This is a genomic window from Microbispora bryophytorum (assembly GCF_043197435.1).
Taxonomy (GTDB): domain Bacteria; phylum Actinomycetota; class Actinomycetes; order Streptosporangiales; family Streptosporangiaceae; genus Microbispora; species Microbispora bryophytorum.
Window position 1 is genome coordinate 330,498 of record NZ_JBICTF010000004.1, and the last position, 24,068, is coordinate 354,565.

At 73.4% G+C, this 24,068-nt stretch carries 20 protein-coding genes; 8 read left to right on the forward strand and 12 right to left on the reverse strand.

Annotation, left to right across the window (positions count from 1 at the left end; genetic code table 11):
- Positions 1 to 68: 68 nt before the first annotated feature.
- Positions 69 to 512 (reverse strand): DUF397 domain-containing protein, encoded by a 444-nt coding sequence (locus ACGFIB_RS15105; RefSeq protein ID WP_393372003.1) that lies wholly within the window; start codon positions 510 to 512, stop codon positions 69 to 71.
- Positions 513 to 662: 150 nt separating this feature from the next.
- Between ACGFIB_RS15105 and ACGFIB_RS15110 the strand changes: the two genes are divergently transcribed.
- Positions 663 to 3,710, forward strand: a complete 3,048-nt coding sequence (locus ACGFIB_RS15110) for a CDP-glycerol glycerophosphotransferase family protein (RefSeq protein ID WP_393372005.1) — start codon at positions 663 to 665, stop codon at positions 3,708 to 3,710.
- A gap of 104 nt (positions 3,711 to 3,814) precedes the next feature.
- Positions 3,815 to 5,464, forward strand: coding sequence for a hypothetical protein (locus ACGFIB_RS15115; protein WP_393372008.1), 1,650 nt, complete (start codon positions 3,815 to 3,817; stop codon positions 5,462 to 5,464).
- Here the strand turns inward: ACGFIB_RS15115 and ACGFIB_RS15120 are convergent.
- Positions 5,431 to 7,011 carry a stealth family protein gene (locus tag ACGFIB_RS15120; protein ID WP_191051561.1) on the reverse strand — a complete coding sequence of 527 codons (1,581 nt, stop codon included), beginning with the start codon at positions 7,009 to 7,011 and terminating at the stop codon, positions 5,431 to 5,433. The two genes, ACGFIB_RS15115 and ACGFIB_RS15120, sit on opposite strands and share 34 nt — an antisense overlap.
- A gap of 154 nt (positions 7,012 to 7,165) precedes the next feature.
- Here ACGFIB_RS15120 and ACGFIB_RS15125 point away from each other — a divergent pair, with 154 nt between their 5' ends.
- Together ACGFIB_RS15125 and ACGFIB_RS15130 are read left to right on the forward strand one after the other, a co-directional pair.
- Entirely contained in the window at positions 7,166 to 8,056 is an 891-nt protein-coding gene (locus ACGFIB_RS15125) for a CDP-alcohol phosphatidyltransferase family protein (RefSeq protein WP_359876764.1), read from the forward strand.
- A 122-nt stretch (positions 8,057 to 8,178) separates the two neighbouring features.
- The gene (locus tag ACGFIB_RS15130) at positions 8,179 to 9,219 is read left to right on the forward strand and encodes a sulfotransferase family protein (protein WP_142569148.1); all 1,041 of its coding nucleotides are present in this window, start codon (positions 8,179 to 8,181) and stop codon (positions 9,217 to 9,219) included.
- 52 nt (positions 9,220 to 9,271) lie between these two features.
- Here the strand turns inward: ACGFIB_RS15130 and ACGFIB_RS15135 are convergent, their stop codons facing one another.
- The 8 genes from ACGFIB_RS15135 to ACGFIB_RS15170 form a co-directional block, all read right to left on the reverse strand.
- Positions 9,272 to 11,866, reverse strand: a complete 2,595-nt coding sequence (locus ACGFIB_RS15135; RefSeq protein ID WP_393372012.1) for an FtsX-like permease family protein — start codon at positions 11,864 to 11,866, stop codon at positions 9,272 to 9,274.
- Entirely contained in the window at positions 11,863 to 12,546 is a 684-nt protein-coding gene (locus ACGFIB_RS15140) for an ABC transporter ATP-binding protein (RefSeq protein ID WP_393372794.1), read from the reverse strand. The genes ACGFIB_RS15135 and ACGFIB_RS15140 overlap by 4 nt, the downstream gene beginning before the upstream one ends.
- A 56-nt stretch (positions 12,547 to 12,602) precedes the next feature.
- Entirely contained in the window at positions 12,603 to 13,139 is a 537-nt protein-coding gene (locus tag ACGFIB_RS15145; protein ID WP_393372015.1) for a PadR family transcriptional regulator, read from the reverse strand.
- An 85-nt stretch (positions 13,140 to 13,224) separates the two neighbouring features.
- Entirely contained in the window at positions 13,225 to 14,106 is an 882-nt protein-coding gene (locus ACGFIB_RS15150) for a pyridoxamine 5'-phosphate oxidase family protein (RefSeq protein ID WP_393372018.1), read from the reverse strand.
- Between the two features lies 1 nt (position 14,107).
- The gene (locus ACGFIB_RS15155; protein ID WP_357259131.1) at positions 14,108 to 14,575 is read right to left on the reverse strand and encodes a VOC family protein; all 468 of its coding nucleotides are present in this window, start codon (positions 14,573 to 14,575) and stop codon (positions 14,108 to 14,110) included.
- Positions 14,576 to 14,806: 231 nt separating this feature from the next.
- Complete coding sequence (locus tag ACGFIB_RS15160) at positions 14,807 to 15,394, reverse strand: CGNR zinc finger domain-containing protein (RefSeq protein WP_393372022.1); 588 nt, start codon at positions 15,392 to 15,394, stop codon at positions 14,807 to 14,809.
- Positions 15,395 to 15,451: 57 nt separating this feature from the next.
- The gene (locus ACGFIB_RS15165; protein WP_357018109.1) at positions 15,452 to 15,658 is read right to left on the reverse strand and encodes a hypothetical protein; all 207 of its coding nucleotides are present in this window, start codon (positions 15,656 to 15,658) and stop codon (positions 15,452 to 15,454) included.
- Positions 15,648 to 17,621: a PspC domain-containing protein gene (locus tag ACGFIB_RS15170; protein WP_393372025.1), complete on the reverse strand. Its 1,974-nt coding sequence runs from the start codon at positions 17,619 to 17,621 to the stop codon at positions 15,648 to 15,650. Before ACGFIB_RS15170 ends, ACGFIB_RS15165 begins: the two co-directional genes overlap by 11 nt.
- 143 nt (positions 17,622 to 17,764) lie before the next feature.
- Between ACGFIB_RS15170 and ACGFIB_RS15175 the strand changes: the two genes are divergently transcribed.
- The 4 genes from ACGFIB_RS15175 to ACGFIB_RS15190 all read left to right on the forward strand — a co-directional run bounded on the left by ACGFIB_RS15175 (position 17,765) and on the right by ACGFIB_RS15190 (position 22,037).
- Positions 17,765 to 18,943 carry an ATP-binding protein gene (locus ACGFIB_RS15175; RefSeq protein ID WP_373292475.1) on the forward strand — a complete coding sequence of 393 codons (1,179 nt, stop codon included), beginning with the start codon at positions 17,765 to 17,767 and terminating at the stop codon, positions 18,941 to 18,943.
- Positions 18,940 to 19,578 (forward strand): response regulator, encoded by a 639-nt coding sequence (locus tag ACGFIB_RS15180; RefSeq protein ID WP_139573562.1) that lies wholly within the window; start codon positions 18,940 to 18,942, stop codon positions 19,576 to 19,578. Before ACGFIB_RS15175 ends, ACGFIB_RS15180 begins: the two co-directional genes overlap by 4 nt.
- A 56-nt stretch (positions 19,579 to 19,634) precedes the next feature.
- Positions 19,635 to 21,095 carry a glutamate-cysteine ligase family protein gene (locus ACGFIB_RS15185; protein ID WP_142569169.1) on the forward strand — a complete coding sequence of 487 codons (1,461 nt, stop codon included), beginning with the start codon at positions 19,635 to 19,637 and terminating at the stop codon, positions 21,093 to 21,095.
- 105 nt (positions 21,096 to 21,200) lie between these two features.
- Positions 21,201 to 22,037 carry a CPBP family intramembrane glutamic endopeptidase gene (locus ACGFIB_RS15190; RefSeq protein ID WP_393372030.1) on the forward strand — a complete coding sequence of 279 codons (837 nt, stop codon included), beginning with the start codon at positions 21,201 to 21,203 and terminating at the stop codon, positions 22,035 to 22,037.
- On the opposite strand, the gene ACGFIB_RS15195 is transcribed toward ACGFIB_RS15190, so the two are convergent.
- Together ACGFIB_RS15195 and ACGFIB_RS15200 are read right to left on the reverse strand one after the other, a co-directional pair.
- Positions 22,001 to 22,912: a response regulator gene (locus tag ACGFIB_RS15195; RefSeq protein WP_393372033.1), complete on the reverse strand. Its 912-nt coding sequence runs from the start codon at positions 22,910 to 22,912 to the stop codon at positions 22,001 to 22,003. The genes ACGFIB_RS15190 and ACGFIB_RS15195 overlap by 37 nt on opposite strands.
- Positions 22,909 to 24,066 carry a sensor histidine kinase gene (locus ACGFIB_RS15200; protein ID WP_393372036.1) on the reverse strand — a complete coding sequence of 386 codons (1,158 nt, stop codon included), beginning with the start codon at positions 24,064 to 24,066 and terminating at the stop codon, positions 22,909 to 22,911. Before ACGFIB_RS15200 ends, ACGFIB_RS15195 begins: the two co-directional genes overlap by 4 nt.
- Positions 24,067 to 24,068 lie beyond the last annotated feature (2 nt).

Here is a 24,068-nt window from a genome sequence, read left to right on the forward strand (position 1 = left end):
GCCTTCGCCTCCTTCGAGGAAGGGTGGTGACGAAGCGGCAACGTACCGTGCTCTTTCGAGGTTCCTGATCATTTGGCCGGGCGACGCCGGCGCCCAGCGGGCGGGAGGCGAACTCTTGGTGGTGCCGCGCGGCTTCGGGCGGGCGAGGGTGACCGGACCGGTGGTCGTCTTGATTGTGGTGGGGCGGCGCCGTTGCGGTGGCCGGGCGGCGCTCGGCGAAACAGGGTGTCGATCTCGGCGCGGATGGCCTGAACGCGCGGTGGTGTGCGTGCCGCGCGCGTAGGCTGGATCCAATAGCAGGATGGGCCCTCCTGGTTCTTTCTGTCGCGCACGTTGACTGCGCCGCCCGGCGAGACGGCCACTTCAACGCAGGCGCAGTCGTTGGTACTCCGGCTGCACTTGCGGAGGAAGCGCCAGGCGGTGTGAAGCAGGGGCGACCGCGTATGCCTGGCATGCCGCTTCGACAAGCTCAGCCGGTACACTCCGGACCCGCTCTGTGGCCCCTGCCTCACCTCACCTCGGCCCGGCCTGGACCGGCGTCATCCCCCCACCTGGGTCTGGGACCGCGGTTCCCATCTCGTGGGTCAAGACGCGGCCAAGGGAGGGTAAGGCAATGGGGATGGACCGGGTGGCGTGCCGTCCCGTGTCGGCATCCTGACGGCGTGACGGTGCCTGCCAGGCTCTCGGTGGTCGTCCCCCTGCACGGCGGGGAGGAACACGCCGAGGAGTGCCTAGAATCCCTGCGCGACCAGACCTTGGACGACATCGAGGTGATCCTCGTCGGCCGTCCACGGGGCCTTCGCCCGCCCGACCACAGGTTCACACTCCTCACTCTCGGCGACGGCGGCGACGACCCGGGCACGGCGCGCAACGCGGGCGCGTCCTTCGCCACCGGGCGCTACCTGGCCTTCGCCGACCCCGGCTCGGTCGTCCCCGCGGACGCCTACCGCGCGCTGGTCGGCGCCCTCGAGTACACCGGCTCCGACCTCGCCTGCGGCCGGATCCGCGCCTGGACGCCGTACGCGCCGGACCACACGTCCACGCCGGCGGATGTCCTGGATCAGAAGGGCGATCCGAAGGGCAGGGCGCGGTTGCGCACGCACATCACCCGGCATCCGAAGCTGCTGGACGACCCGCGGGCGGGCGGCACGGTCTTCCGCCGGGAGTTCTGGAACCGGCACGGGTTCGCCTTCCTCGCGGGCCTGGGCGAGGACTTCCCGGTGACGATCCCCGCGCACGTGCTGTCCACCTCGGCCGACGTGCTCGGCGACGTGGTCTGCCTCACGCGCGGGTCCCGGCCGCCGGCCGATCCGCTGCGCCGCCTGGAGGCGATGCTGGAGGTGTCGGACCTGCTCGGACGGCATGCACCGCAGTTGCGCATGGCCTACGACCTGCGCCTCGCGGAGGGCCCCGACCTCGACGCCGTGCTGGAGTCCGTACGCGAGCCGGTTCCCGACGCGCCCGCCGAGATCCTGGGCCGCCTGGGCCGCCTGGACCCCGAAGCGGTGGAACGGCTGCCGGTCCTCAGGCGGCTGCAGATCCACCTCGCCGCCTGCGGCATGACCGGCGAGCTGGCGGAGCTGCGGACGTTCGCCGCGTCGGAGATCAGGCACCGGGGCGTGCTCCGGCGGGGGCTGCGGCCCCGCCGCTGGTATCTCGACTACCCGTTGCGTCGCGATCCCCGGCTCCCGCGCTCCCTGTTCGACGCCACCCACGACCTGCGGCTCGTCGCCTGCGTGGACGACGTACGGCACGCGGACGACCGGCTGGCCCTGGCCGGCCACGCGTACATCGCCCACCTGGACAGCGGGCGCAGCCGGATCGAGCTGTGGCTCCAGCGGGGGGAGGAGCGGATCGCTCTGCCGGTGCGGCGGACCCGCAGGCCCGACGTGACCGCCGACTCCCGCCAGTCGGTCGCCTGCCACGACGACTCCGGCTTCGAGACCGTGATCGCCCTTGACGCCTTGCCCGCCGGCCGGTGGGCGTTGCACGCGCGGGTCCGGGCGCGGGGCGTGACCCGGACGGGCCGGGCGGCCGGAGCCCCGGGCGAGCGCGTCTTCGACGCCGGGAACACGCGCGTCTCCCTCACCCGTGACCGCGGGCTGACGCTCGGCCCCCGCACCGGCGGCGGCCCGCGTCCCGATCCGGGCGGCGAAATGGCCACGGCCCGGCGGACGGAGTCCGGCGGCGAAATAAGCACGATCCGGTGGACGGAGTCCGGCGAGCTGGTCCTGGAGGGGACGGGCCGGTGCCCTGCCGGCCGGATCGTGCTGGAGCGCGAGGCGGAGCGGCAATCCTGGCCGGTCCGCCAGGACGAGGAGACGTGGACGGCCGCCGTCGGCAGGACGGCCGAGGGACTCCCGCTCCGCAGCGGGACCTGGCGGGTGCTCGCCCCGTCGCCGGGGGGCACCCTGTCGCCGGAGGGCACCGTGTCACCGGAGGGCACCGTGTCACCGGAGGGCATGGACACGCGCGTGCGCCTGAGCGCGGCCCTGATCGCCGACCCGCCGCGGCCGCGCGTCACCGGGTTCCACGAGATCTCCGTCCGCACCTCACGCGACGGCGACCTGAGCCTCGCGGTGCGCCCCGCGCTCGGCCCGCACGAGCGTGGGCCGTACGCGACGCGCAGGCGGCGGGCGGTGGCGCCGCGCCGCACGACCCTGCGGGACGCGGCGGTGTTCGACAGTTACGGCGGCGGGCAGTACTCCTGCAATCCCCGGGCCGTCTCGGAGGAGCTGGCGCGCCGCCACCCGGGCATGGAGATCGTCTGGGTCACCCGGGACGGGCAGTTCGCGGTGCCGCCGGGGGTGCGCCTGGTCCTGTACGGCTCGCGCGAGCACGAGGAGGCGCTGCGCACCAGCCGCTTCGTGGTGGCGAACCGGCGTACGCAGCCGGGGTGGTATCGCAAGCCGCGTGGGCAGACGGTCGTGCAGACCTGGCACGGCACGCCGCTCAAACGCCTGGGGCTTGACCTGGAGGGCATGCCGTACGCGCAGCGGGTGCCGCGCGACGAGCTGGCGCGGCAGGTGGCGACCTGGGATCTGCTGCTGTCGCCGAGCCCGTTCGCCACCTCCGCGCTGCGCGGCGCGTTCGGCTACGAGGGGGAGATCCTGGAGTCGGGCTACCCGCGCAACGACGTGCTGTTCGATCCCGCCCGCGCCCGCGCGGCCCGGCGGCGGCTTGGCCTGACCGGCGACCGGCGGATCATCCTGTACGCGCCGACGTGGCGGGACGACGACACCGGCGGACGGCTCGCGCTCGACCCGGTCAGGGTGGCGGGGGCGCTGGGCGACGACGACCTGCTGCTCGTGCGGGCGCACTACCTGGTGGCGCGGGACATGACGATCCCGAACGGCGATCGCATCCGCGATGTCTCCAGATTTCCCGACATGGCGGATCTCTTGGCCGCCGCGGACGTGCTGGTCACCGACTACTCGTCGGCGATGTTCGACTTCGCGTGCACCGGCAGACCCATGGTGTTCTTCACGCACGACCTGGAGCACTACCGCGACGAGGTGCGCGGCTTCTACTTCGACTTCGAGGCCGAGGCCCCCGGTCCCGTCCTCGGGACCGCCGACGACGTGCTCGACGTGCTGCGGTACGGCGACCTCGGGCAGTTCGCGGCGCGCTACGAGGGGTTCGCCCGCAGATACTGCCCGTGGGACGACGGGCACGCCTCGGCGCGCGTGGTCGCGCGCATGCGGCCATGACCCGCCTGTCCCGGCACGCCGCCGGCCGTTCGCCCCGCCGTACGGCCGAAGCGCCGTCGCGAGGCACCGCGCCCACGGTGCCCACAGCCCCCACGGCAGCTGCGGTGCCCACAGCCCCTACGGCGCGCCCGGCGGAGGCGACCGAGCGGGCCGCCCGGCTGGACCGGCTGTCCGTCGTGATCGTCGTGCCTGCCGTGCTCGCGCTGGCCGCCGGGTTGTGGGACCTCGGCGGGCCGCCGCCGTGGCGGGACGAGGCGGCCACCGTCAGCGCGGTCGGCCGCACCCTTCCCCAGCTGGCGCACCTGCTGTGGTCGGTCGACGCGGTGCACGGCCTCTACTACGCGCTGATGCACATGGTCGCGGGGCTGTCCGGCACCGCCGAGGTGGCGCTGCGGGTCCCGTCCGTCGTCGCGGGCGCGCTGGCCGCGGCCGGGACCGGCGCGATCGGCCGCGCGCTCGGCGCCCCCCGGGCGGGTCTGTACGGCGGCGTGCTGCTGGCCCTAATGCCCATCTTCTCCAGGTATGTCCAGGAGGCCCGGCCGTACGCGCTGACGGCGGCGGCGGCCGTCGGCGTGACCCTGCTGTTCCTGCGCGTGCTGCGATCGCCGACGTCGGCGGTCCTGGCCGCGTACGCGGCGGCGCTGACCGTGCTGGCCTATCTCAACCTGTTCTCGTTACTGATCGTGGGGGCGCACGGCATCGCGCTGATCCTGTCGAGGGGACCGCTGCTCCAGTGGGCGTGCGCGGCGACGCCGGCACTGGCCGCCGTGGCGCCGCTGGCCTGGCTCGGCTCCCGGCAGAGCGCGCAGGTGGGGTGGATCCCCCGGCCGGCGGCGGACGACGTGGGCAGGCTGGCCGTTCAGCTGTTCGGCGACCTCGGCGGGGCGACGGGCCCCGGGGTGGCCCCGCCGACCTGGGCGCTCGCGTTCTTCGGCCTCGCGTACGCCGCGGTCGTGGGCGTCCGCCGGGCCCGCGCGGCCCGTCGCATGGAAGAGCACACGCCAGAGCACGCGCCAGAGCCCGGGGAAGAGCACACGCCAGAGCCCGCGGCAGGACGTGCCGACGGGCCCGGCGCGCGTGCGGAGACGCCCGGTCACGAGCGTGCCGGGACGCCCGCCGCGCTCGTGCGGCTGACGCTGCCGTGGCTGCTCGTTCCGGCGCTGGTGCTGCTCGCGGCCTCGTGGACGGTCCATCCCGTGTACGTGTTCCGTTACGTCTTCTGCTGCGTCCCCGCGGCGGCGCTGCTCGCCGGGGCGGGCCTGGCCGCGCTGCCCCCCGGCCTCGCCGCCGCCGTGCTGACCGCCTGGCTCGGCCTGTCGGTTCCCGGGCAGCTCGCCACGCGGGGGCCGGACGGCAGGCAGGACGACCCCCGGCCGGTCATGGCGCTGCTCGCGGCCGAGGCGCAGCCGGGCGACGGGGTGCTGTTCGTTCCCGCCAAGGTCAGGAAGTACGAGACGGTCTACCCGTCGGTCTTCGGCAGGCTCCGCGACGTGGCGCTGGCCCGGTCACCCGAGCAGGACGGCAGCTTCCCCGGCCGCGAGGTGGGCGCCCGGGTGCTCGCCGCCCGGCTTGACGGGCTGCGCACGCTCTGGGTCGTCGGCCACACGGGCAAGAACGTGCTGCCCGCGCGGCGGCGCGCCCTGGTCACCCGTGCCTTCGCCCCGGCCGGCCGCTGGACGTTCCGCGGCCTGTTCGTGGACCGGTACGTCCTGCGGCACGCTCACCGCTCGAACGGCGCCGGGGTGGGGAAGTAGGCGTCCAGGAACCGTGCCAGCAGCGCGTCCTGGTCGGGGGTCGTGGGGGCGGTGTCGTTGAGACAGAACACGTCGTGCCTGCGCCGGGCCAGCATGCGGCGCAGCTTGGCCGGCGTCTTCGGCAGCGACAGGTCCACGTAGGTGTAGTCGACCGTGCCCGGGACCGCCCGCCCGCTCAGGTAGCCGTAGTAGTGCGCCAGCGATGACACCACCGAGATGTCCCGCGACGTGCGGAACCTGCTGCGGGCGGTCGCCGAGAACTCCGCCGGGAAACGCCCCTCCAGCTCGTACATGAGCGACCGGCGCAGCGCGTACGGCACGTGCTTGAGCTTCTGCGTGATCGTGCGGCCGGTCAGGTTCTCCAGGATGCGCCGGTTGTTCATGCCCGCGGCGTGGACCGGGGACTCCTCGGTCTCCGGCACGCCGAAGGGCACGTGGACGGTGCTGGGGAAGAAGCGGGTGATCCCGTTGCCCTCGAAGAACGTCCGGGGAGGCAGCGGCCGCCCCAGGAAGAAGTCGTCGTTGAAATACAGGAAGTGCTCGCTGAGCCCGTCGATGTGGTGAAGCTGCGTCTCGATGGCGTGCGAGTTGAACACCGGCAGCATCGACGGGTCGGTGAAGATCTCCTTGTGGTCGACCACCGCGACCAGGGGGTGGGTGGTGTCGAGCCACGACGGCGTCTGGCCGTCGGTGACGATCCACACCCGGTTGATCCAGGGGGCGTACATCAGCAGGGAGCGCAGCGAGTAACGCAGCTCGTCCCTGCTGGTGAAACGGGCCTCCGTGGTCGCCATCTCGCTCAGCGGCGCGCCGGTGCGCAGCGCCATGTCGCGCTCGGCCCGGACGCGGCGCGCCCGCCAGGCCGGGTCGCCGCCGTCGACCCACGTGTAGACGGCGTCGATCGGGAAGTCGATGTCGTCCAGCAGCCGCCGGACGAACTCCGGGCGGGTGCGGTAGGCGCGGGCGCGGCGGGCGGCGCACGCCAGCGGCGTGAACAGCTCCTCGCCGCCGTCCACGGCGGGGCCGTCGGCGGGCACGCGGTCGCAGGCGGGGTTCGGCCTCGGGGCGACCAGCTCGTCGCCCTCCCGGGACCAGAACTCCAGGTCGCACCCGTTCTCGGGACCGAGCATCAGCGTGCGCGACGGGCTGGCGAAATACATGGCCAGCCGCACGACCTTGGCGTCGCCGAGCAGCGCCGCCGCCCGCCGCACCGGGCGCATCCGGCCCGCGTCCGTCTGGCGCGTCCGTGCCCCCTGCCTGCCGTACGGCTGCCGCGCCGCGAACAGCGGCTGACTGCCGGCCACGAGCGCGGCGAACGCGCGCGTGCGGTCGTCCTCGGGTACGGCGATCACCGGCGGCCGGTTGGGCAGTGGGCGCACACAGAAGTACGGCACCTTCGCCTCGGCCAGCAGGGCGCAGACCACGTCCAGCGTCTCGCGCTGGGCCTGGAGCGGACCGGCGTCCGCCCGGATGAGCGCGGTCCGCGGTGCGGGCTCCCGCGACGGCAGCCGCCCCTGCAGCCGCCGGTACAACGTGACAACGGGCATGGTTCCCCCTCGAACACGGACTGTAACCGATCGGCGACCGGATTGGCGCAGGGTTTACGTACACGAGGGGAACGGTCAAGAACCGGCAATGAGATTCCCTGCCTGTTACCGAAGAGCAGGCCAACGGCTACCCGTTGTAGTCATTCTTGCCTGCATGGGAGGCTTCACGCTGGACGACATACTCGCGACGCGCAAGCCGAGAGACTCGTGGTGGACCGTCTTCATGGTCGATCCGCTCGCCTGCCGGCTCGCGCTGCTCGTGGCCAATCACACATCGATCACGCCGAACGGGCTGACCCGGCTGTCCATGCTGATCGGCTTCGCCTCGGCGGCCGCCTTCACGGAGGGCATGCTCGTCGCCGGGGCGGTTCTGTTCTATCTGAGTTTCACGGTCGACTGCATGGACGGCAAGATCGCCAGGCTCAAGGGCACGGGGACGCCCTTCGGTCTGTGGCTCGACTATGTCGGCGACCGGGTGCGGGTGGTCTGCTGCGCCTTCGGATGGGGGTTCGGGGAATACACCCGCACGGGGGACACCGACGTGGTGCTCGCCGCCGTCGGCGTCGTCGTGCTCGACCTGTTCCGCTATATCAACGGCCCGCAGCTGAAGCGGGTCAAGGACGCCACCCGCGCACTGCTCTACGCGCGGCTGGACGGGCAGTACGTCCTCGCAGAGAGCGTCCTGCGCTCCAGGCCGCGCAGCGAGTTGGAGCAGGCCGCCGCGGAGTTCGGCGAGGTCGCCACCGACGAGGGCGCGACGGTGGTCGACCTGCAGAAGGCGTTCCACGCCCGCTTCCCCTGGTACGACCGGTTCCGCGTCTTCCTGGTGCGGCACCGGGTGCGCACCCACGTGGTGAGCGGCATCGAGTTCCACGCCGCGGTCTTCGTCGTGGGCCCGCTGTTCGGTCCCAGGGCCATGGTGCCGGTCTCGGTCGTGGCCGGCGCGCTGCTGCTGGCGTTCGAGATGAGCCTCGTCTACCGCGTATGGCTGGCCGCGAGGCAGGTGCCCAGCACCGCCGCCGAGAAACAGAAGATCCTTGTCTGACCGGCCGTTCCGGCCGATTCCGCACGCACGTTACGGCGTGACGCCGTAGGACCCGCGTCACAAGCCGCACTCGGGGGAGAGCGGCCTGACGTCTGGCAATTTCACCACGGGGGATAGAACTTATGCATTCGGACAGACCTGTCTTCGTCGTCGGCTGCCCGCGCTCCGGCACCACAATGCTGCAGCTCATGCTGCACTCGCACCCGCGCATCGCGGTCCCGCCCGAGACGCGGTTCCTCGTTCCGGCCTACTTCTCCCGCCGGACGTACGGCGACATGCGGCTGGCCGACAACAGGCGCAGGCTGGCGACCTGGATCGCCGAGGGCCGGACCACGAAGTTCCACGAGCTCGGGCTGAGCCGTCCCGACTTCGTCCAGGCGGCCATGCTCGGCCCGGGCAGCTTCGGCTCGGTCGTCGGCATGGTCTTCAAGAGCTACGCCGAGCGCTTCGGCAAGCCGCGCTGGGGCGACAAGCGGCCCAGCTACTACCGGCACGTCGAGATGCTGATGCGGATGTTCCCCGACGCGCAGTTCGTCCACCTCGTCAGGGACGGTCGCGACTGCGTGGCCTCGCTCAAGCAAATGCCCTGGTACAAGGCGGACGCGGTGCACGCCATGGCCAACTGGGCCGAGGCCGTCGACTTCGGCCGCAAGCACGCGCGCAAGCTGCCGGCCGACAGCTTCTACGAGCTGCGGTACGAGGACCTCACCGCCGACCCGGAGACCGAGCTGAAGAAGCTGTGCGGTTTCATCGGCGAGGAGTACGACCCGGCGATGTGCGATCCGCGCCACATCGCCGAGCTGGCCGTGCCCAAGCACAAGGTGTGGCACAGCAACACGCACGAGGAGGTGACCACCGCCCACTCGGGCAAGTGGGCCTCCCGGCTGGAGCCCTGGGAGATCTCGCTGTGCGAGGAGGTGCTCGGCGAGCGGCTCGCCGCCTACGGTTACGAGCTGAGCGGCGCGCGCAAGCCCGACCGCGAGCACGTCGCCGCGTTCAAGGCGGCGGGGGCCAAGCGGCGCGCGGCGCGGCTGCGCAAGTACAACCGCGACCGGCTCACCCGGCTGCGCGAGCCCGGCCCGATCGCCGCGCTGCTGACGGAGGGCCAGCGGCGGCTCGCCGGGCTGCCCCAGCAGCGCTCGTACGAGCTGCTCCCCCGCTGACATCCCCTGTCGCGCCAGGCGGCCGGCGGGGGGCGACCACATGGCCCCACCGTCAGGTCGCCCTCCGCCGGGGGAGCGGCAGGCGCGACCGCGTGAACGCGGCGCCGCCGAGCGCGGCCAGCAGGGGAAGGGCCACGACGAGCAGGCCGACGAGCGCCCAGGGGATCGCGATCACCCCGTCGGCGCGCAGGAACACCGCCGGGTGGGGTTGGGGATATCGGGCCGCGGCGATGCCCGGCGCGAAACCGGCGAGCACGCCCGCGACCGAGCCCAGCAGCGCGATCACCAGGGCCTGCCCGGCGACGATCGCCCGCTTCACACGCGGCGCCGCGCCCACGGCGGACATGGTCTCCAGGTCCGGGCGCGCCTCGGCGGCGGCCAGCATGGTGGCGACGAACGTCATCCCCAGCACGAGCACGGCCGCGGCGATGCCCAGCACGACCAGGAGCAGCGTGTCGTCCGAAGGCTCCGGCACTTCGAGCCGCACGGTGGCCTTGCCGGTGATCCCCTCCACCTTCGCGGTGATCCGGTCCGCCGTCGCCCTCGGGACGCGGAAGTCCGCGGGATCCACCACGAGCATGGCGGTCATGGTGCCGTATCCGTGCTCCGCGGCCACCTCGGGCGCGATGACCGCGCGGGCCCAGCCCTCCCCGGTGGCCTGCGTGCCGGCGGCGGGCAGCGTGAGCGGCGCCGGGTCGCCCGGCCCGGCGGCGGGTGACACATTGATGCTCACCTGCTCCTGCCGGATCACCGCGGGGTTGAGCACGACGGCCTTCCCCTCGTGCAGCGCCGCCGCCGCGCGGGGGTCGTCGCGCCGCAGCACGTAGCGGAGCAGGTCGTCGTTCCCGACCAGAAGGCCTCCGGACCGGCTCGCGTCCGGCCCTTCCACCCTGCTCGTTCCCGAGGCGTCGTCCGGCACGGCGGCGTACACCGGGGCCCCGGCGCTCGTCGCGAGCATCCGCGCCTCGACCAGGGGCACGCCGGCGGGCAGCTCCTCGCGTACGGCGGAGCGGACGCGATCCCAGAGCCCGGGAGTGAGGTCCGGCCCGGCGATCCACAGCGCCCCTGTCGGCGCCTGGGGGTAGTCCTGCGCGTACGCCGGTCTCTGCGCCAGCCGGCTCTGCCACGTCACCCCCACCGCCGTGAGCGCCACGACCGCGGTCATCACCGCGGCGACGGCGGGCGCCGTGCGGCCCCTGTTGCGCACGGCGTCCCTGGCGGCGAACCGGAGCGGCAGGGGGAGCCGGGCGGCGAGCCTGGCGACCGCCGCGACGAGCACCGGCGTCAGGGCCACCAGGCCGAGCTGGGTGACCAGAGCCGAGGTCGCGATCAGGCCGAGCTCGTGGCCCGCGCTCGCGATGGTCGCCGCCGTGCCCGCCACGACGAGCACGATCCCGAGCAGTGGCCGGCCCGCGCGCTCGCGGCCTCGCTCGCGCCTGCCCGACAGCACGGCGACGGGGTCCGTACGGCTCGCCGAGACGGCGGGGGCGAGGGCGGCCAGCAGTCCCGCGACGACGCCCAGCGCCGCGGCCGTCGCGACCGCCGCCCAGGGGACGGCCAACGGGGGGAGCAGGTAGCCCGCCCGCCGTTCCAGCAGCGGTCGCGCGAGCCAGGCCGCGCCGACGCCGAGCGCCGCGCCGGACACCGAGGCGGCGACGCCGAACAGCAGGCCGTCGGCGAGCGCGATCGTCCGCAGGTGGGCGGGGGAGCCGCCCTGGACGGCGACGAGCGCGAACTCGCGCGCCCTTCGCAGCCGTCCCACGGCGAAGGCCGGCCCGGCCAGGAGGACGACCTCCAGCAGCATGATCGCGACCCACGGCGCGGTCTGCGCGATGGAGGACACGCGCACACGCGACGGCGCTTCGTCCGGCGGCGCCGCGTCGACGACGGCGCGGCTGACGACCACGAGGCCGCGTGCGTTGAGTCGTCGCACGTCCGCCCACGTCACGGGGCGCGTTGAGTCCACCAGCCAGCCGCGCGACATCAGCCCGGAATCGACCGGCCCGAAGGCGGCGTCGGGCAGGCTGCCGGGGAAGGTCGCGAACGCGGGCTCGATCCCCGCCAGGTCGAACAGGGCGACGCCGACGATCCGGAGCGGCCGGCGTTCCTCGCCCACGTAGAGCGTGACCCCCGGAGCCGCGTCCTCGGCCGAATCCAGCCGCGCGGCGGACACGACGGCCTCGCCGGGAGCGGTGGGGAGCCTGCCCTCGATCAGCCGGAAGGTGCCACGGGACATCGGATCGTTCAGATCGACCTGACGGATCTCCCCGCTGCCATACCCCTGCGGCGTGAGGTATCGGACGTACGCCTGAGCGAAGGGGACGATCCGGTTGCCGGGCCCGACAAGCGCGGCGATCTCGGCTGGGGTGAACGGCGTCTGATCGCGCCCGGGCTGCCGGGAGTCGCTGTTTCCCCACGCGTCCTGGGTGAGGCCCGCCCACTCGTGGGCGCCGGTCACCAGCGCGTCGGCCTGTCCGAGGGGGTAGTGCCCGTGGTCGGGAAGCGGCCCCGGGCCGAAGAGGGCGCTCAGCACGAAGGAGGCGAGGGCGACCGGAAGCCCGATCATGGCGAGGATCAGCGCGCTGCGCCGCTTCGACTGCCGGGCGTTGCGGCGGGAGATCCGCAACGCGGCCCTGACACCCTTCATCGGGCGGTCTCCGTCCCGGCGGCCGCCGAGTCGGTGACCTGCCCGTCCTTCAGGAAGACGACGCGGTCGGCCCAGGCGGCGTAGCGCGGCTCGTGCGTGACCAGCAGCACGGCGGCCCCGGCGTCGGCCCGCTGCCGGAGCACCTGGATGATCTCGTCACCCGCCCGCGTGTCGAGGGCGCCGGTCGGCTCGTCCGCCAGGAGCAGCCGCCGCTCCCCGACCAGCGCGCGGGCGATCGCGGCCCGCTGGCGCTGGCCGCCCGACAGGTCGTCGGGGAACCGGTCGCCCAGGTCGGCGAGCCCGACCTCCTTCAACACCGCCAGGGCCTCCCGCCTGGCCTTCGCCGTACGGACGCCGTCCAGCTCGCGCGGCAGCGCGACGTTCTCCGCGACGGTCAGCGACGGGACGAGGTTGAGGTCCTGGAAGACGTAACCGGCGCTCCTGCGGCGCAGCTCCGCCAGTTGCTCCGGCGACAGATCCCGCAGCTCGCGGCCTTCGAGCCGCACCGATCCCTCCGTCGGGCGGTCCAGCCCGCCCGCGAGGTTGAGCAGGGTGGACTTGCCGGACCCGGACGGGCCCATGACCGCGACCAGCTCCCCGGCGGCGACGTCCAGGCTGACGCCCCGCAGCGCGTGGACGGCCCCCGTCCCCTCGCCGTGGACGCGTACGACGCCGGTCATGCGGACGACCGGCTCGCCGTCCGGCGCGGGCAACCGGTCCGCGGATCGGGGTTCGGTCACGGATTCTCCTCGGAGGGACGGGCGAGGACGGCCTCGCAGTGGTCGAGCCAGCGCTGCTCGGCCTCGGCATGGAAGATCGTCGAGTCGACGACCAGGCGCTGTGCGGCTTCGGTGGACACGTCGAGGGTCCGCAGGGCGCGGGTGAGCTCCTGCAGGCCCCGCATCGTCGCGGACCGCTGGGCCCGGATGACCGCCGCCACGTCCACGCCGGGCGTGGTGACGGCCATCGCGAGCTTGATGACAAGCTCGTCGCGGGGCCGGTCGGCCCGGGAGACGGGTCTGGCGAACCATCGGTCGAGCTCGTCGCGGCCGTCGGGGGTGATGGCGTAGCGGACCCGGCCCTGCTCGTCCCGGTCGCCCTGCTCGTCGCGGGACACCAGGCCGTCGCGTTCGAGGCGGGACAGCGTCGTGTAGACCTGACCGATGTTCAGTGGCCAGGTCGTCGCCGTGGACGCCTCGAACTCGGCCCTGAGCTGATAGCCGTAGCGCGGGCCCCGGCGCAGGAGGGCGAGCAGGCCGTGTCGTACCGACATGAATACTCAGTATGCATACTGAGTATGCTCCTGGCGACTCGGGCGTCCTCGCCTCCTTCGTGCCGGCGCCCTCTCCGGGCCGCCCTCACGCGCCCCTGACGGGCGGGTTGAAGCGCGAGTATTCCTCGAACGCCCAGCGCAGCGGGCTCGCGCCGCCGGCTTCCAGCACATGCTCGACGTCGAACTCCACGAGCCGCTGGGCTCCCGGCACCTCACGGGGCTCCCAGTCGACCCGCGCTCTGCCGGTCAGGTGCAGCGCGTCGCCGGTGGCCCAGTCGAGGAAGAGCAGGCCCGCGGTGGGGTTCAGCTCCAGGTTGCCGAGAGTCATGTACATCAGGTTGCCCGCGTAGTCGGGCCAGACGAGGCGCCGGTCGTCCACCACCTCGACGAACCCGGGGTTGCCGCCGCGGTGCGAGACGTCCGAGCCGAGTCCGGGCGCGTGCGTCGCGACGAAGAAGGTGTCGGCGGCCGTGATCCACTCCCGCTGGGCCTCTGATAGGCGGTCCCCGGACCGCGACGTCCGCTCACCGGGCTCCAGGTCCTCGACGATCGTACGTTTCTGGAGGTATTTGGGGCAGTTGGAGTACACCTGCTCGGTCCGTACGATCAGGTGGTCGCCGTCCCGCCGGGCGCGCCCGTTGACCCGCATCCGGCGCCGGGTCCACGGCTCGACGGCCAGCATGCCGATGTCGTGCTCGTCGTCGAACACCCCCGCGAGCGGCGCGACGGGCACCGCGTCCACGAGGATCGTGCGGTCGCCGGACGGTGCGACGAACCCTGGCCGGCCGGTGAGCGGCGCGGCCCACACCCGGCCCTCACGGTCCTCCGCGCCGATCACGACCATGCGCTGGGACTCCAGGAACCGCGCGGCGACCTCGGGGATCTCGGCCCGTACGCGGGCCGATCCGTGCCCGGCCAGCCGGACACCCGTGCGGCGCTGGACCGCGATCTCTCCCGCGTGCCGCATCTCAGAAGAAGCCGCAGGTCGGAGCGTCGGAGCGGGGGGCGGGGCGCTCGTCGGCGCCGCTCGGCGCGTAGATCTCCAGCCGGATCCCGTCGGGGTCCTCGAAGAACAGGCCGCCCGAGGAGCCGCCCTCGCGGTGCGGCACGATGCCGCCGTGGTGGATCGTCGCCCCGGTCTCCCGGACGACGGCCTCCGCCCTGCGTACGGCGTCGATGTCCGGCACTTCGAAGGACAGGTGGTGCAGCCCCGGCAGGCCGGCGGCGAACGTGCCTTCGCTCTGCTGCCAGAGCGTCAGCACCAGGGTGCCGTTCTGCGCGAGGAACGCGTACCGGCGCGTCTCCTCGCCCGACTCTCCGCCCGACTCCCCGCCCGACTCTGCGGCCACCTCGAAGCCGAAGACCTTCCGGTAGAAGCCGACGGACCTGTCGAGGTCGGAGACGTTCAGGCCGATGTGCCCCGTGGTGAAGCTCACAGCCGCTCCCTTCGTGGTGATTTCTAATGGTTAATCCCATTAGAAGATGGAGGGAAGACTAATGGATATCACCGTTGCAGTCCATTAGAAGCCGGGTCGCTCTCGCCTGACGAGCGGCACCGGTGACCAGGCGAGACGGCGCGAGCGCGGCCGACGGGAGAGTCGGCGGCGGGGGATCGGCCGACGGGAGAGCGGGCGACGGCCCGACCGAAGGGGCGAACGGCCCGCGGTTCAGGCGTTCTTGTGCCGGCGGTAGTGGCGGTCCGCTCGGGCGCGGTTCCCGCAGGCCGCCGAGCACCACTCCTGGCGCGGATGTTCCTTGACGAAATACAGCACGCACCGGGGTGCCGGGCAGGCGCGGAGCTGAGTCCGGTACGGCCCGGCCAGCAGGTCGATCGCGGCGGACGCGAGGGTCGCGCGCAGGCGGGCGGAATCGCCGGCGGCGCGCGCGGGCAGGGTCCGGGCGCGGGGCGCCTCGTCCTGCGGCCATTCGAGCCGTGGGGTGACCGGCACCGACGCCGCGGTGGCGTTCACGAGATCGAGGGAGGACTCGAAGGCCGGTAGCACGGTCGCGTCCGCGCCGCTCGCCCGCCCGGGGGACACGGCCCGGGCGAACAGCGCGCGGATGGCCTGCCGCAGCGCCACGACATCCTCGTGCATCTCGGGAGTGGCGACGAACGTGGCGGGGTCGACGCCGAGATCGGGCGCGTGGTCCGCGACCCAGGCGGTCAGCCCGCCGGCGTCCTCCAGCGCGTCCACAGGGCCGGACCGATTGGCGCGTACGGTGCTCACGAATTCCAGGACCAGCGACGAGGACACCGGATCAGTCTAACGCGATCGTCCGGCGGTCCCCGTGAGAGAAAGCGGGCGAGAGCTTCAGCGGCGGACGGCCTTGGCGAGGATGGCGACGAAGGCCGCGAAGCCCAGCCCCCCGACGAGGACGGGCGCCATGATGACGGCGTCGGGATCGGGCCCGGTCAGGTAGCGGATACCCATGCCGATGAACAGCAGGCCGCACAGCAGGGACATCCAGTTCGTACGGTGCGTCCGGCGCGGGCGCTCGGGCTGCGACTCAGGCCCCACGGCGCACCTCCACGTCGCCGACCCCGGCCTTGACGTACAGCTCGATCGTCGGCACGTCGCCCTCCACGGGCGTCTCCGGATCGAGGACACGGTCGAACCGCACGTCGCCGCCGTCCTCGACCCTGTGGTCGATCCTCACCTCGCCCAGCTTGGCCGAGCCGTGCACCTCCACGCGGGCGGTCGACGGGACGATCACCGTGAGCTGTCCGATCGACACCGAGGCGTCGAACCTGACGCGGCCGCCCGGCGCGAGCGTCACGTCGCTCAGGTCGAGCTTCCCTTCGCCGATGCCCAGTTCGTAGGCGCCGGGCGATTGGACGGTGCCGACGGGGTGCCAGACGAAGCTGCCGACCTTGCGGGGTATGCCGTTCACCGTCGAGCTTCCTACGAGTATGAGGGCCACGATCGTTCCCGCGGCGATCAGTGCCGCGCCCCGGCCGAACCACGCCGCGACCAGCAGGCCGGCCCCGATCGTGACGAGGACCGCCCCGCCGACGACCGGCAGGCCGACCGAGCCGGAGCCGGTCCGCTGCATGGTGACCATGATCCCTCCAACGATCAGGGCGAGGCAGATGGTGAGGCCGCCGACGAACGACCTGGGCCGCTTGGGCCTCGCCGGCCGCGCGGGCGGCGGCGTGGGCGAGGCGTAGGGGCTCGGCGGGGGGTAGGGCGACCCGTAGGGCTGGTACGGCTCCCGCCTCGTGTAGGGGCCGTGGGGGGCGAAGGGTTCTCCGGCTCCGTAGCCGTGCCCTCCGGCTCCGGGCCTCCCCATGCCGTGCAGGTGGTCCTGGGAGCCGCGGTCACCGTACGCGCCTGCCCGTGCCTCGCGGGCGAGGTCGGACAGCCGCCGGTAGCCGCTGCCGGCCGCAGGCGCGGAGACGGAGGGCCCCGGCGCTCCGGGAGCCCAGCCGGCCGGCGCCCCGGGGACGTCCGGTCCCGTGGTGCGCGGGTCCGGGGCGGTCGGGTCTGGGGCGGTCTGGTCTGGGGTGTACGACGTGCTGCCGGGGGCGGGCTCCGCGGCCAGCCGGGCGAGGGGTTCGAAGGGCCGGGTCGGCGGATCGCCGTCGGCCCGCCCCGCCGGCGCCGCAGCCTCTCCCGCGTCCTCCGCGACGGTCTCCTGGACGAGCGTGTCGTCCACGGCCTTCGGGGGTGCCGCCGGAGCCTGGGCGATCGTGTCGTGGATCGCGGTGTCGTGAATCGCGGTGTCGTCCACGGCCGCGGCCTGGACCGCCATGTCGTGAAGCGCCGTGTCGTGGAGCGCCGTGTCGTGGGCCGTCGTGCCGTGGAGCGTGGTGTCGTCCACGGCGCTGTCTGTGGGTCTGCCCGCCGACGGGCCGGGGACCGCTGCGCCCGCCGCGGGCGCCTGCGGCGGTGTCCCCGCCGTCGGAGCTCCCGCCCCGGGGGCGCCGGCCGCTCCGTACGGCTCCCCGGCGGGCGGCGGGGTGAAGGGCGAGAACGGCGCGAAGTTCGGAGTGGCCCGGGTCATGCCGCGCCGTCCGGTCGCTCGGTCGGGCATCGACTTGGCCATCGTCAGCAGGTCGACGCCGCGCGCGCGGGCGGCCATCAGCACGATGGCCAGCAGCGTGCCGACCACGATCGTGCCGCGGTTGATCCCCCCGGAGGCGACGTTGATGATCAGGCCGAACGCGAAGACCGCGGCCAGCAGCGCGAGCACGGTCTCGGCGTCGAACAGCCGCCGGGTCCACTGCTCCATGTGGCCGGGGCCGCCGTCCGGCTGGCGCATCAGCAGGAACGCCGCGACGTACAGCAGGACGCCGATGCCGGAGGCGAGGACCAGCACCGCGAAACCGACCCGGAAGAGCACGGGGTCCATGCCCGTGAACCTGCCGAGTCCCGCGCAGACGCCCGTGATCATGCGGCCGTCCCGGGAACGGCTCAGCACCTTCTCGGGTTCGGGCGCGCCGGCGGAGTCGGGAGCAGGGGTCGGTGGTGCCTCGGTCATGGTCCCATCCTGGCCTCGCCCGCCGTATCCCTGCCATCGGGGGAACCCCTGACTCGTCCCCGACCCCTCAGGGGCGGGGTCAGGGCATGCCCTGATGCGCGCAGGGTTTGTGACGTGTGACGATGCTTCCTGAGATGTCTGAGATGCCTAACGCCCCCGTGGCGTACCCCCGGATGGTCCGGCCCGCCTCGGGCCGGGTGGTCGCGGGCGTCGCGCAGGGCGCCGCCGCCCAGCTGCGGCTCGACCCCGTCGTGCTGCGCCTGGCGTTCGTGCTGCTCACCGTCGTCGACGGGCTGGGCGTCGTGGCGTACGCCGCGCTGTGGATGTTCACCCCCAAGGAGGAGGCGGAGGGCCGCCGGCCGGCCCGCGAGTGGGGCCAGCTCGCCGCGTACGGCGTGCTGTGGCTGGCGCTGGCGGGCTTCGCCTGGATGACGGGCGCCTCCAGCGGCGGGTTCGGCACGTGGCCGATCGCGGTCGGCGGCATCGGCGCGCTGATCCTGTGGCAGCAGGCCGATCCGGGACGGCGGCAGCGGTGGATGTCGGGCGCGGTCAAACAGGTCAGCACGACCTGGGTGCGCACCGGCATCGGGGCGCTGCTCGTCGTCGTGGGCGCGATCGGCTTCCTGGCCGCGAGCGGCGAGCTGGCCAAGGCCGGGACCGGGCTCGTGTTCACCGCGGTCGTCGTCGGCGGCATGCTGATGATCGCCGCGCCCTGGCTGGCCTCGCTCGTGAAGGAGCTCCAGCGGGAGCGCACCGAGCGCATCAGGCAGGAGGAGCGGGCCGAGGTGGCCGCCCACGTCCACGACTCGGTGCTGCACACGCTTACTCTCATCCAGCGCAACGCCCACGACGCGCGGGAGGTCGCCCGGCTCGCCCGGTCGCAGGAGCGGGAGTTGCGCAACTGGCTCTACCAGCCCAAGCAGGACGCCGACGCCAGCCTCGCCGCCGCCGTACGGCGGGTCGCCGCCGAGGAGGAGGACGCCCACGGCGTGCAGATCGAGGTGGTCTGCGTGGGCGACTGCGAGCTGAACGAGGGCCTGGTGGCCTTGCTGCAGGCCGCCCGGCAGGCGATGGTCAACGCGTGCAAATACAGTGGTGCTCCGGTCGTCTCCGTCTACGCCGAGGTCGAGGCCGACGAGGTGACGGTGTTCGTCCGGGACCGGGGCAAGGGCTTCGTGCTCGACGACGTCGCCAGTGACCGGATGGGCATCCGCCAGTCGATCATCGGCAGGATGGAGCGCAACGGGGGAAGCGCCCGGGTCAGGACCGAGCCGGGCGACGGAACCGAGGTCATGCTGACCATGAAGAGGGAGCAGCAATGAAGACCGTACGCGTGCTGATCGTCGACGACCACCGGCTGTTCCGGTCCGGCGTACGGGCCGAGCTCGGACCGTCGATCCAGGTGATCGGCGAGGCCGAGGACGTGGAGTCGGCGGTGACGGCGATCGGCGAGTTGCAGCCCGACGTGGTGCTGCTCGACGTGCACATGCCGGGCGGCGGCGGCCAGGAGGTGCTGCGGCGCGTGCTCGGCTCCGGCTCCCAGGTGCGTTTCCTCGCGCTGTCGGTGTCGGACGCGGCCGAGGACGTGATCGGAGTCATCCGGGGCGGCGCCCGGGGCTACGTGACCAAGACGATCAGTGGCGCCGAGCTGACCGACGCGATCAACCGGGTGTCCGAGGGCGACGCGGTGTTCTCGCCGCGGCTGGCCGGGTTCGTCCTCGACGCGTTCGCCTCGACGGAGGCCCCGCCCATCGACCCGGAGCTCGACTCGCTCACCCAGCGGGAGCGCGAGGTGCTGCGGCTGATCGCCCGGGGGTACGCCTACAAGGAGATCGCCAAGGAGCTGTTCATCTCGGTGAAGACCGTCGAGACGCACGTGTCGAGCGTGCTGCGCAAGCTGCAGCTGTCCAACCGGCACGAGCTGTCGCGCTGGGCCACCGCCAGGCGTCTGGTCTGAACCGTTCGCACGGATCCGTCTGGTGCGATCGCCCCTCGGCATGCGACGCTCAGTGAATGGGCCGTGACGTACCCTCCGTCTCCTTCAGCCGGGAGGACCGCCGCCGCTACCGGGACAAGGTGAAGCTGTCGCTGGACGTTCTGGCGGGGATGCTGCGGGAGTCGCGGTTCGAGTGCGACCGGCCCCGGATGGGCATGGAGATCGAGCTGAACCTGGTCGACTCCCGGGGCGAGCCGGCGATGAAGAACGCCGAGGTCCTGGCCGCCATCGCGGAGCCCGACTGGGCGACGGAGCTGGGCCAGTTCAACGTCGAGATCAACGTCCCGCCGCAGGTGCTGTCCGGCGAGGGCAGCCGCCTGCTGGAGGAGTCCGTACGGCTGCGCCTCAACCGGGCGCGGGAGCGGGCGGCGCGCGTCGGCGGGCAGCTCATGCTGGTCGGCATCCTGCCGACGCTGCGCGAGAGCGACGTCAGCGAGGCGACCCTGTCGGCCAACCCCCGCTACAAGCTGCTGAACGAGCAGATCTTCGCCGCCCGTGGCGAGGACCTGCACCTCATGATCGAGGGAGTGGAGCGGCTCGACACCTACGCCGACAGCATCACCCCCGAGGCGGCGTGCACGAGCGTGCAGCTCCATCTGCAGGTGAGTCCCGAGACGTTCGCCGACCACTGGAACGCGGCCCAGGTCATCGCCGGTCCGCAGGTCGCGGTCGCGGCCAACTCGCCGTTCCTGTTCGGCAAGGAGCTGTGGCGCGAGACCAGGATCAGCCTGTTCGAGCAGGCCACCGACACCCGGCCGGAGGAGCTGAAGGCCCAGGGCGTGCGGCCGCGCGTCTGGTTCGGGGAGCGGTGGATCACGTCGGTCTTCGACCTGTTCGAGGAGAACGTCCGCTACTTCCCCGCGCTGCTGCCCCTGTGCGACGAGGAGGACCCGAGGCGGGTGCTCGACGAGGGCGGGGTGCCCGAGCTGCACGAGCTGCGCCTGCACAACGGCACCGTCTATCGCTGGAACCGGCCCGTCTACGACGTCTCCGAGGGCATCCCCCACCTGCGGGTGGAGAACCGCGTGCTGCCCGCCGGACCGACGGTGGCCGACATCGCGGCCAACGCCGCGTTCTACTACGGGCTCATGCGCGTGCTCCCGGCGGCCGGGCGGCCGGTGTGGACGCGCATGTCCTTCGCCGCCGCCGAGGACAACCTCCGCAACGCCGCGCGGTACGGCCTCGACGCCCGTCTCTACTGGCCGGGCCTGGGGGAGGTGCCCGCCGCCGAGCTGATCCTGCGCAGGCTGCTGCCCATGGCCTACCACGGGCTCGACCTGTGGGAGGTCGACCCGGTCCAGCGCGACCGGCTGCTCGGCATCATCGAACGGCGCTGCGTGACCGGCCGTACGGGGGCGGACTGGCAGGTCAGGGCGGCCCGCGCGTTCGGCGGGGACCACGAGGCGCTGCGCCGGATGACGCTCCGCTACCTGCAGCACATGCACACCAACGAGCCCGTCCACACCTGGGGAATCTAAAAGCTCGCGTTCGGCGACAGATGCAGATCTTGCCGCCTGAATGGGTATGAGGCGGCGGTCGCCGGGAGCCTCGTGCGCGCCGGTGGCGATGGGAGCATGGCGGGCGTGACGACGAACCGGACCAGGCGGGCGGGTGTGGTGGGCGGCGCTCTCGGCGTGCTCACGGCCGCGAACGTGCTCAACAACCGGGTCGCCCGGCGGTGGGCGCCGCTGACCTCGGCGGTCGCGACCGGCACGCTGCTGCTGATCGCCCGCGGCGAGGGGATCACCTGGCGGGAGCTGGGCGTGCGCCGCGCCCGCGCCGGGGCCGTGACCGGGGGCGCGCTCGCCGCCGGCGTCGCGGCCGTCTACGCGGCGGGCGTCGCCCACCCCCGCATCCGCGCGCTGTTCCACGACGAGCGCGCGCTGGCCCTGTCGCGCCGCCGGGTGCTGGAGGAGGCACTGGTCCAGGTGCCCTTCGGGACCGTGCTGCTGGAGGAGGTGGGCTTCCGCGGCGTGCTGCCCGCTCTGCTCGGCCGCTCGCTCCCGCCGCGTACGGCCGTCGCCGTCTCGGCCGCGCTGTTCGGGCTGTGGCACGTGTTGCCCGCGATGGACATGGCCGTGGCCAACCCCGCTCTCGGCCGGCTGACCGCCGGGGAGGCCCCGGACGAGGCCGCCGGCCCCATGAGGACGGCACGACCGGAGACGGTGAGAACGGCGGGACCGGAGACGGCGGGACCGGAGGCGGCGAGGACGGCGCGGTTGGAGACGGCGCGGCTGGTGGCGGGGACGGTGGCGTCCACCGCGGTGGCCGGGCTCGTGTTCCACGGGCTGCGCCACCGCGCCGGGCTGCTCGCGCCCGCGCTGCTCCACCTGGCGACGAACTCCCTCGGCTATGCCGCCGCCCGGGTGGCGCGCCGCCTCGATCAGCCCTCGCGGGGGTCGGCCAGGCCGGTCCGGTAGGCGTACGCGACCGCCTGGGCCCGGTCGCGCACCCGGACCTTCGCGAAGAGGTTGTTGATGTGCGTCTTGACCGTGGCCTCGCTGATGAAAAGGGTGCCGGCGATCTCGGCGTTCGACAGGCCGCGCGCGATGAGCCGCAGGACCTCCGCCTCGCGCGGCGTCAGCCCGTCGGGCGGCGTACCGGCGCTGGACGACGGCCCGATGCTGGAGATCGGCCCCGTGCTGGACATTGGCCCCGTGCTGGAGATTGGCCCTGTGCTGGACGACGGTCCGGCGCCTGGTGACGGCCCGGCGCTTCGCGCCGCCCCGGCATCCGGGGGCGTCCCCGCTCCCGGCCTCCGGTCCGCTCGGGGTGTCTCGCGGGCGTGGCGCGTCGAGAACCGCGACCGGTGCGGCGGCGCGGCGTCCGGGCCGGGCGTCCCGCCGGGTGGTGCGGCGCCGGTGTCGCCTACCGTGCCGGTGACGGTGTTCAGAAGGCGGCGCTGCACGCCGGGGTCGAGCTGCGCGTCGCCGTTCATCACCGTGGTCACGGCACGGGCGATCTCCTCGGCGTCGGCGCTCTTGGTGAGGAAGCCGCGCGCCCCGGCCCGCAGCGCGGCGAAGACCGACTCGTCGTCGGTGTACGTCGTGAGCACGACGACCTGGGTGTCCGGGAACTCGGCGCGGATCCGCCGGGTCGCCTCGACCCCGTCCATCCGGGGCATGCGCAGGTCCATGAGCACCACGTCGGGCCGTTCGCCCGCGACCAGGCGGAGCGCGGCCTCGCCGTCGGACGCCGACCCCACCACCTCCATGTCCGGCAGCAGGCCGAGCAGCAGGACGAGCCCGTCGCGCACCACGGCCTGGTCGTCGACCACGAGCACGCGGGCGGTCATGCCGGCACCCGCAGCCGGACCCGGAAACCGTGCTCGGTCTCGCCTGCCTCCAGCGTGCCGCCCAGGAGTTCGGCGCGTTCGCGCATGCCCACGAGACCGTATCCTCCTCCCGGCGTCCCCGGCGCGTCACTCGGGGGGTTGACGACCTCCAGCTCGCACGCCCGGTCGCCGAATCTCAGCCGTACGGTGGCGGGGGAGCCCGGAGCGTGCCGCCGCACGTTGGTGACGGCCTCCTGGGCGGTGCGGATCATCGCCAGCTCGGTTTCGGGCGGCAGCCGGCGTTCGTGACCGGAGACGACGACGGCGCACTCCCTGCCGGTCGCGTCGCGGAACTCCCCGGCGAGCGCGTCCAGTGCGGCGGGCAGCGGCTGGGCGTCGTCGCGGAGCGCGGCGACGGCTCTGCGTGCCTCGTCGAGGCCCTGCTTGGCCAGCTCACGGGCGCGTTCGACCCGGTCGAGGGCCTCCTGCGACCGGTCGGCGCGCAGCAGCAGCCGGGCGCCCTCCAGATGCACGATCTGCGCCGACAGGGAGTGCGCGAGGATGTCGTGGATCTCCCTGGCGATCCGGGCGCGCTCGGCCAGCACGGCCTCGCCCGCCTGGGCGGCGGTGGCGGCCCTGCGCTGCTTGATGGCGTAGGCGACCGCGAAGACCACGCAGATCGAGACGCACAGGCTGAGGTCGCGCTGCTGCGCCTCGGGGGAGACCGGCGGTAGCAGTCCCATGGCGCTCGATCCCAGGCCCGCCAGGGCCAGCAGCAGGAGCGGCAGCGACCATCTCAGCGGATGCCGTACGGCCGCGGCCCCAACGGCGAACATGAGCACGGCGACGGCCGGGCTGCTGTCGGAGACCATTTCGAGGGCGATGGCCGCCACGATGGTGAGCCCGATGAGGACGGCCTCCGCCGGTCCGTCGTTCCAGCGTCCCGGCAGGATCGGCCGCAGCCGGATGACGACCATGAGGGAGAGCGTCACGGCGATCGCGGCGGTCAGCGCGGTGACGGTGAGCCGGTCGCCGGTCAGGCCGAACCCCGGCGGGCCGGTCGCCTGCCCGCCGATCAGCAGGGCGATCACGGCCAGCCGCAGGAACGCGCCGGCGATCGCGTTCCTGCGGCTGGACTCTCGGCCGGCCTGGACATATCCGTCACGACTGGGCACGT

Coding starts and splice junctions, on each gene's coding strand:
- ACGFIB_RS15120 (WP_191051561.1), bottom strand. CDS start 7,011: ATGCCCGTTGTCACGTTGTACCGGCGGCTGCAGGGGCGGCTGCCGTCG.
- ACGFIB_RS15125 (WP_359876764.1), top strand. CDS start 7,166: ATGGGAGGCTTCACGCTGGACGACATACTCGCGACGCGCAAGCCGAGA.
- ACGFIB_RS15130 (WP_142569148.1), top strand. CDS start 8,179: ATGCATTCGGACAGACCTGTCTTCGTCGTCGGCTGCCCGCGCTCCGGC.
- ACGFIB_RS15135 (WP_393372012.1), bottom strand. CDS start 11,866: ATGAAGGGTGTCAGGGCCGCGTTGCGGATCTCCCGCCGCAACGCCCGG.
- ACGFIB_RS15140 (WP_393372794.1), bottom strand. CDS start 12,546: ATGACCGGCGTCGTACGCGTCCACGGCGAGGGGACGGGGGCCGTCCAC.
- ACGFIB_RS15145 (WP_393372015.1), bottom strand. CDS start 13,139: ATGTCGGTACGACACGGCCTGCTCGCCCTCCTGCGCCGGGGCCCGCGC.
- ACGFIB_RS15150 (WP_393372018.1), bottom strand. CDS start 14,106: ATGCGGCACGCGGGAGAGATCGCGGTCCAGCGCCGCACGGGTGTCCGG.
- ACGFIB_RS15170 (WP_393372025.1), bottom strand. CDS start 17,621: ATGACCGAGGCACCACCGACCCCTGCTCCCGACTCCGCCGGCGCGCCC.
- ACGFIB_RS15175 (WP_373292475.1), top strand. CDS start 17,765: ATGCCTAACGCCCCCGTGGCGTACCCCCGGATGGTCCGGCCCGCCTCG.
- ACGFIB_RS15180 (WP_139573562.1), top strand. CDS start 18,940: ATGAAGACCGTACGCGTGCTGATCGTCGACGACCACCGGCTGTTCCGG.
- ACGFIB_RS15185 (WP_142569169.1), top strand. CDS start 19,635: ATGGGCCGTGACGTACCCTCCGTCTCCTTCAGCCGGGAGGACCGCCGC.
- ACGFIB_RS15195 (WP_393372033.1), bottom strand. CDS start 22,912: ATGACCGCCCGCGTGCTCGTGGTCGACGACCAGGCCGTGGTGCGCGAC.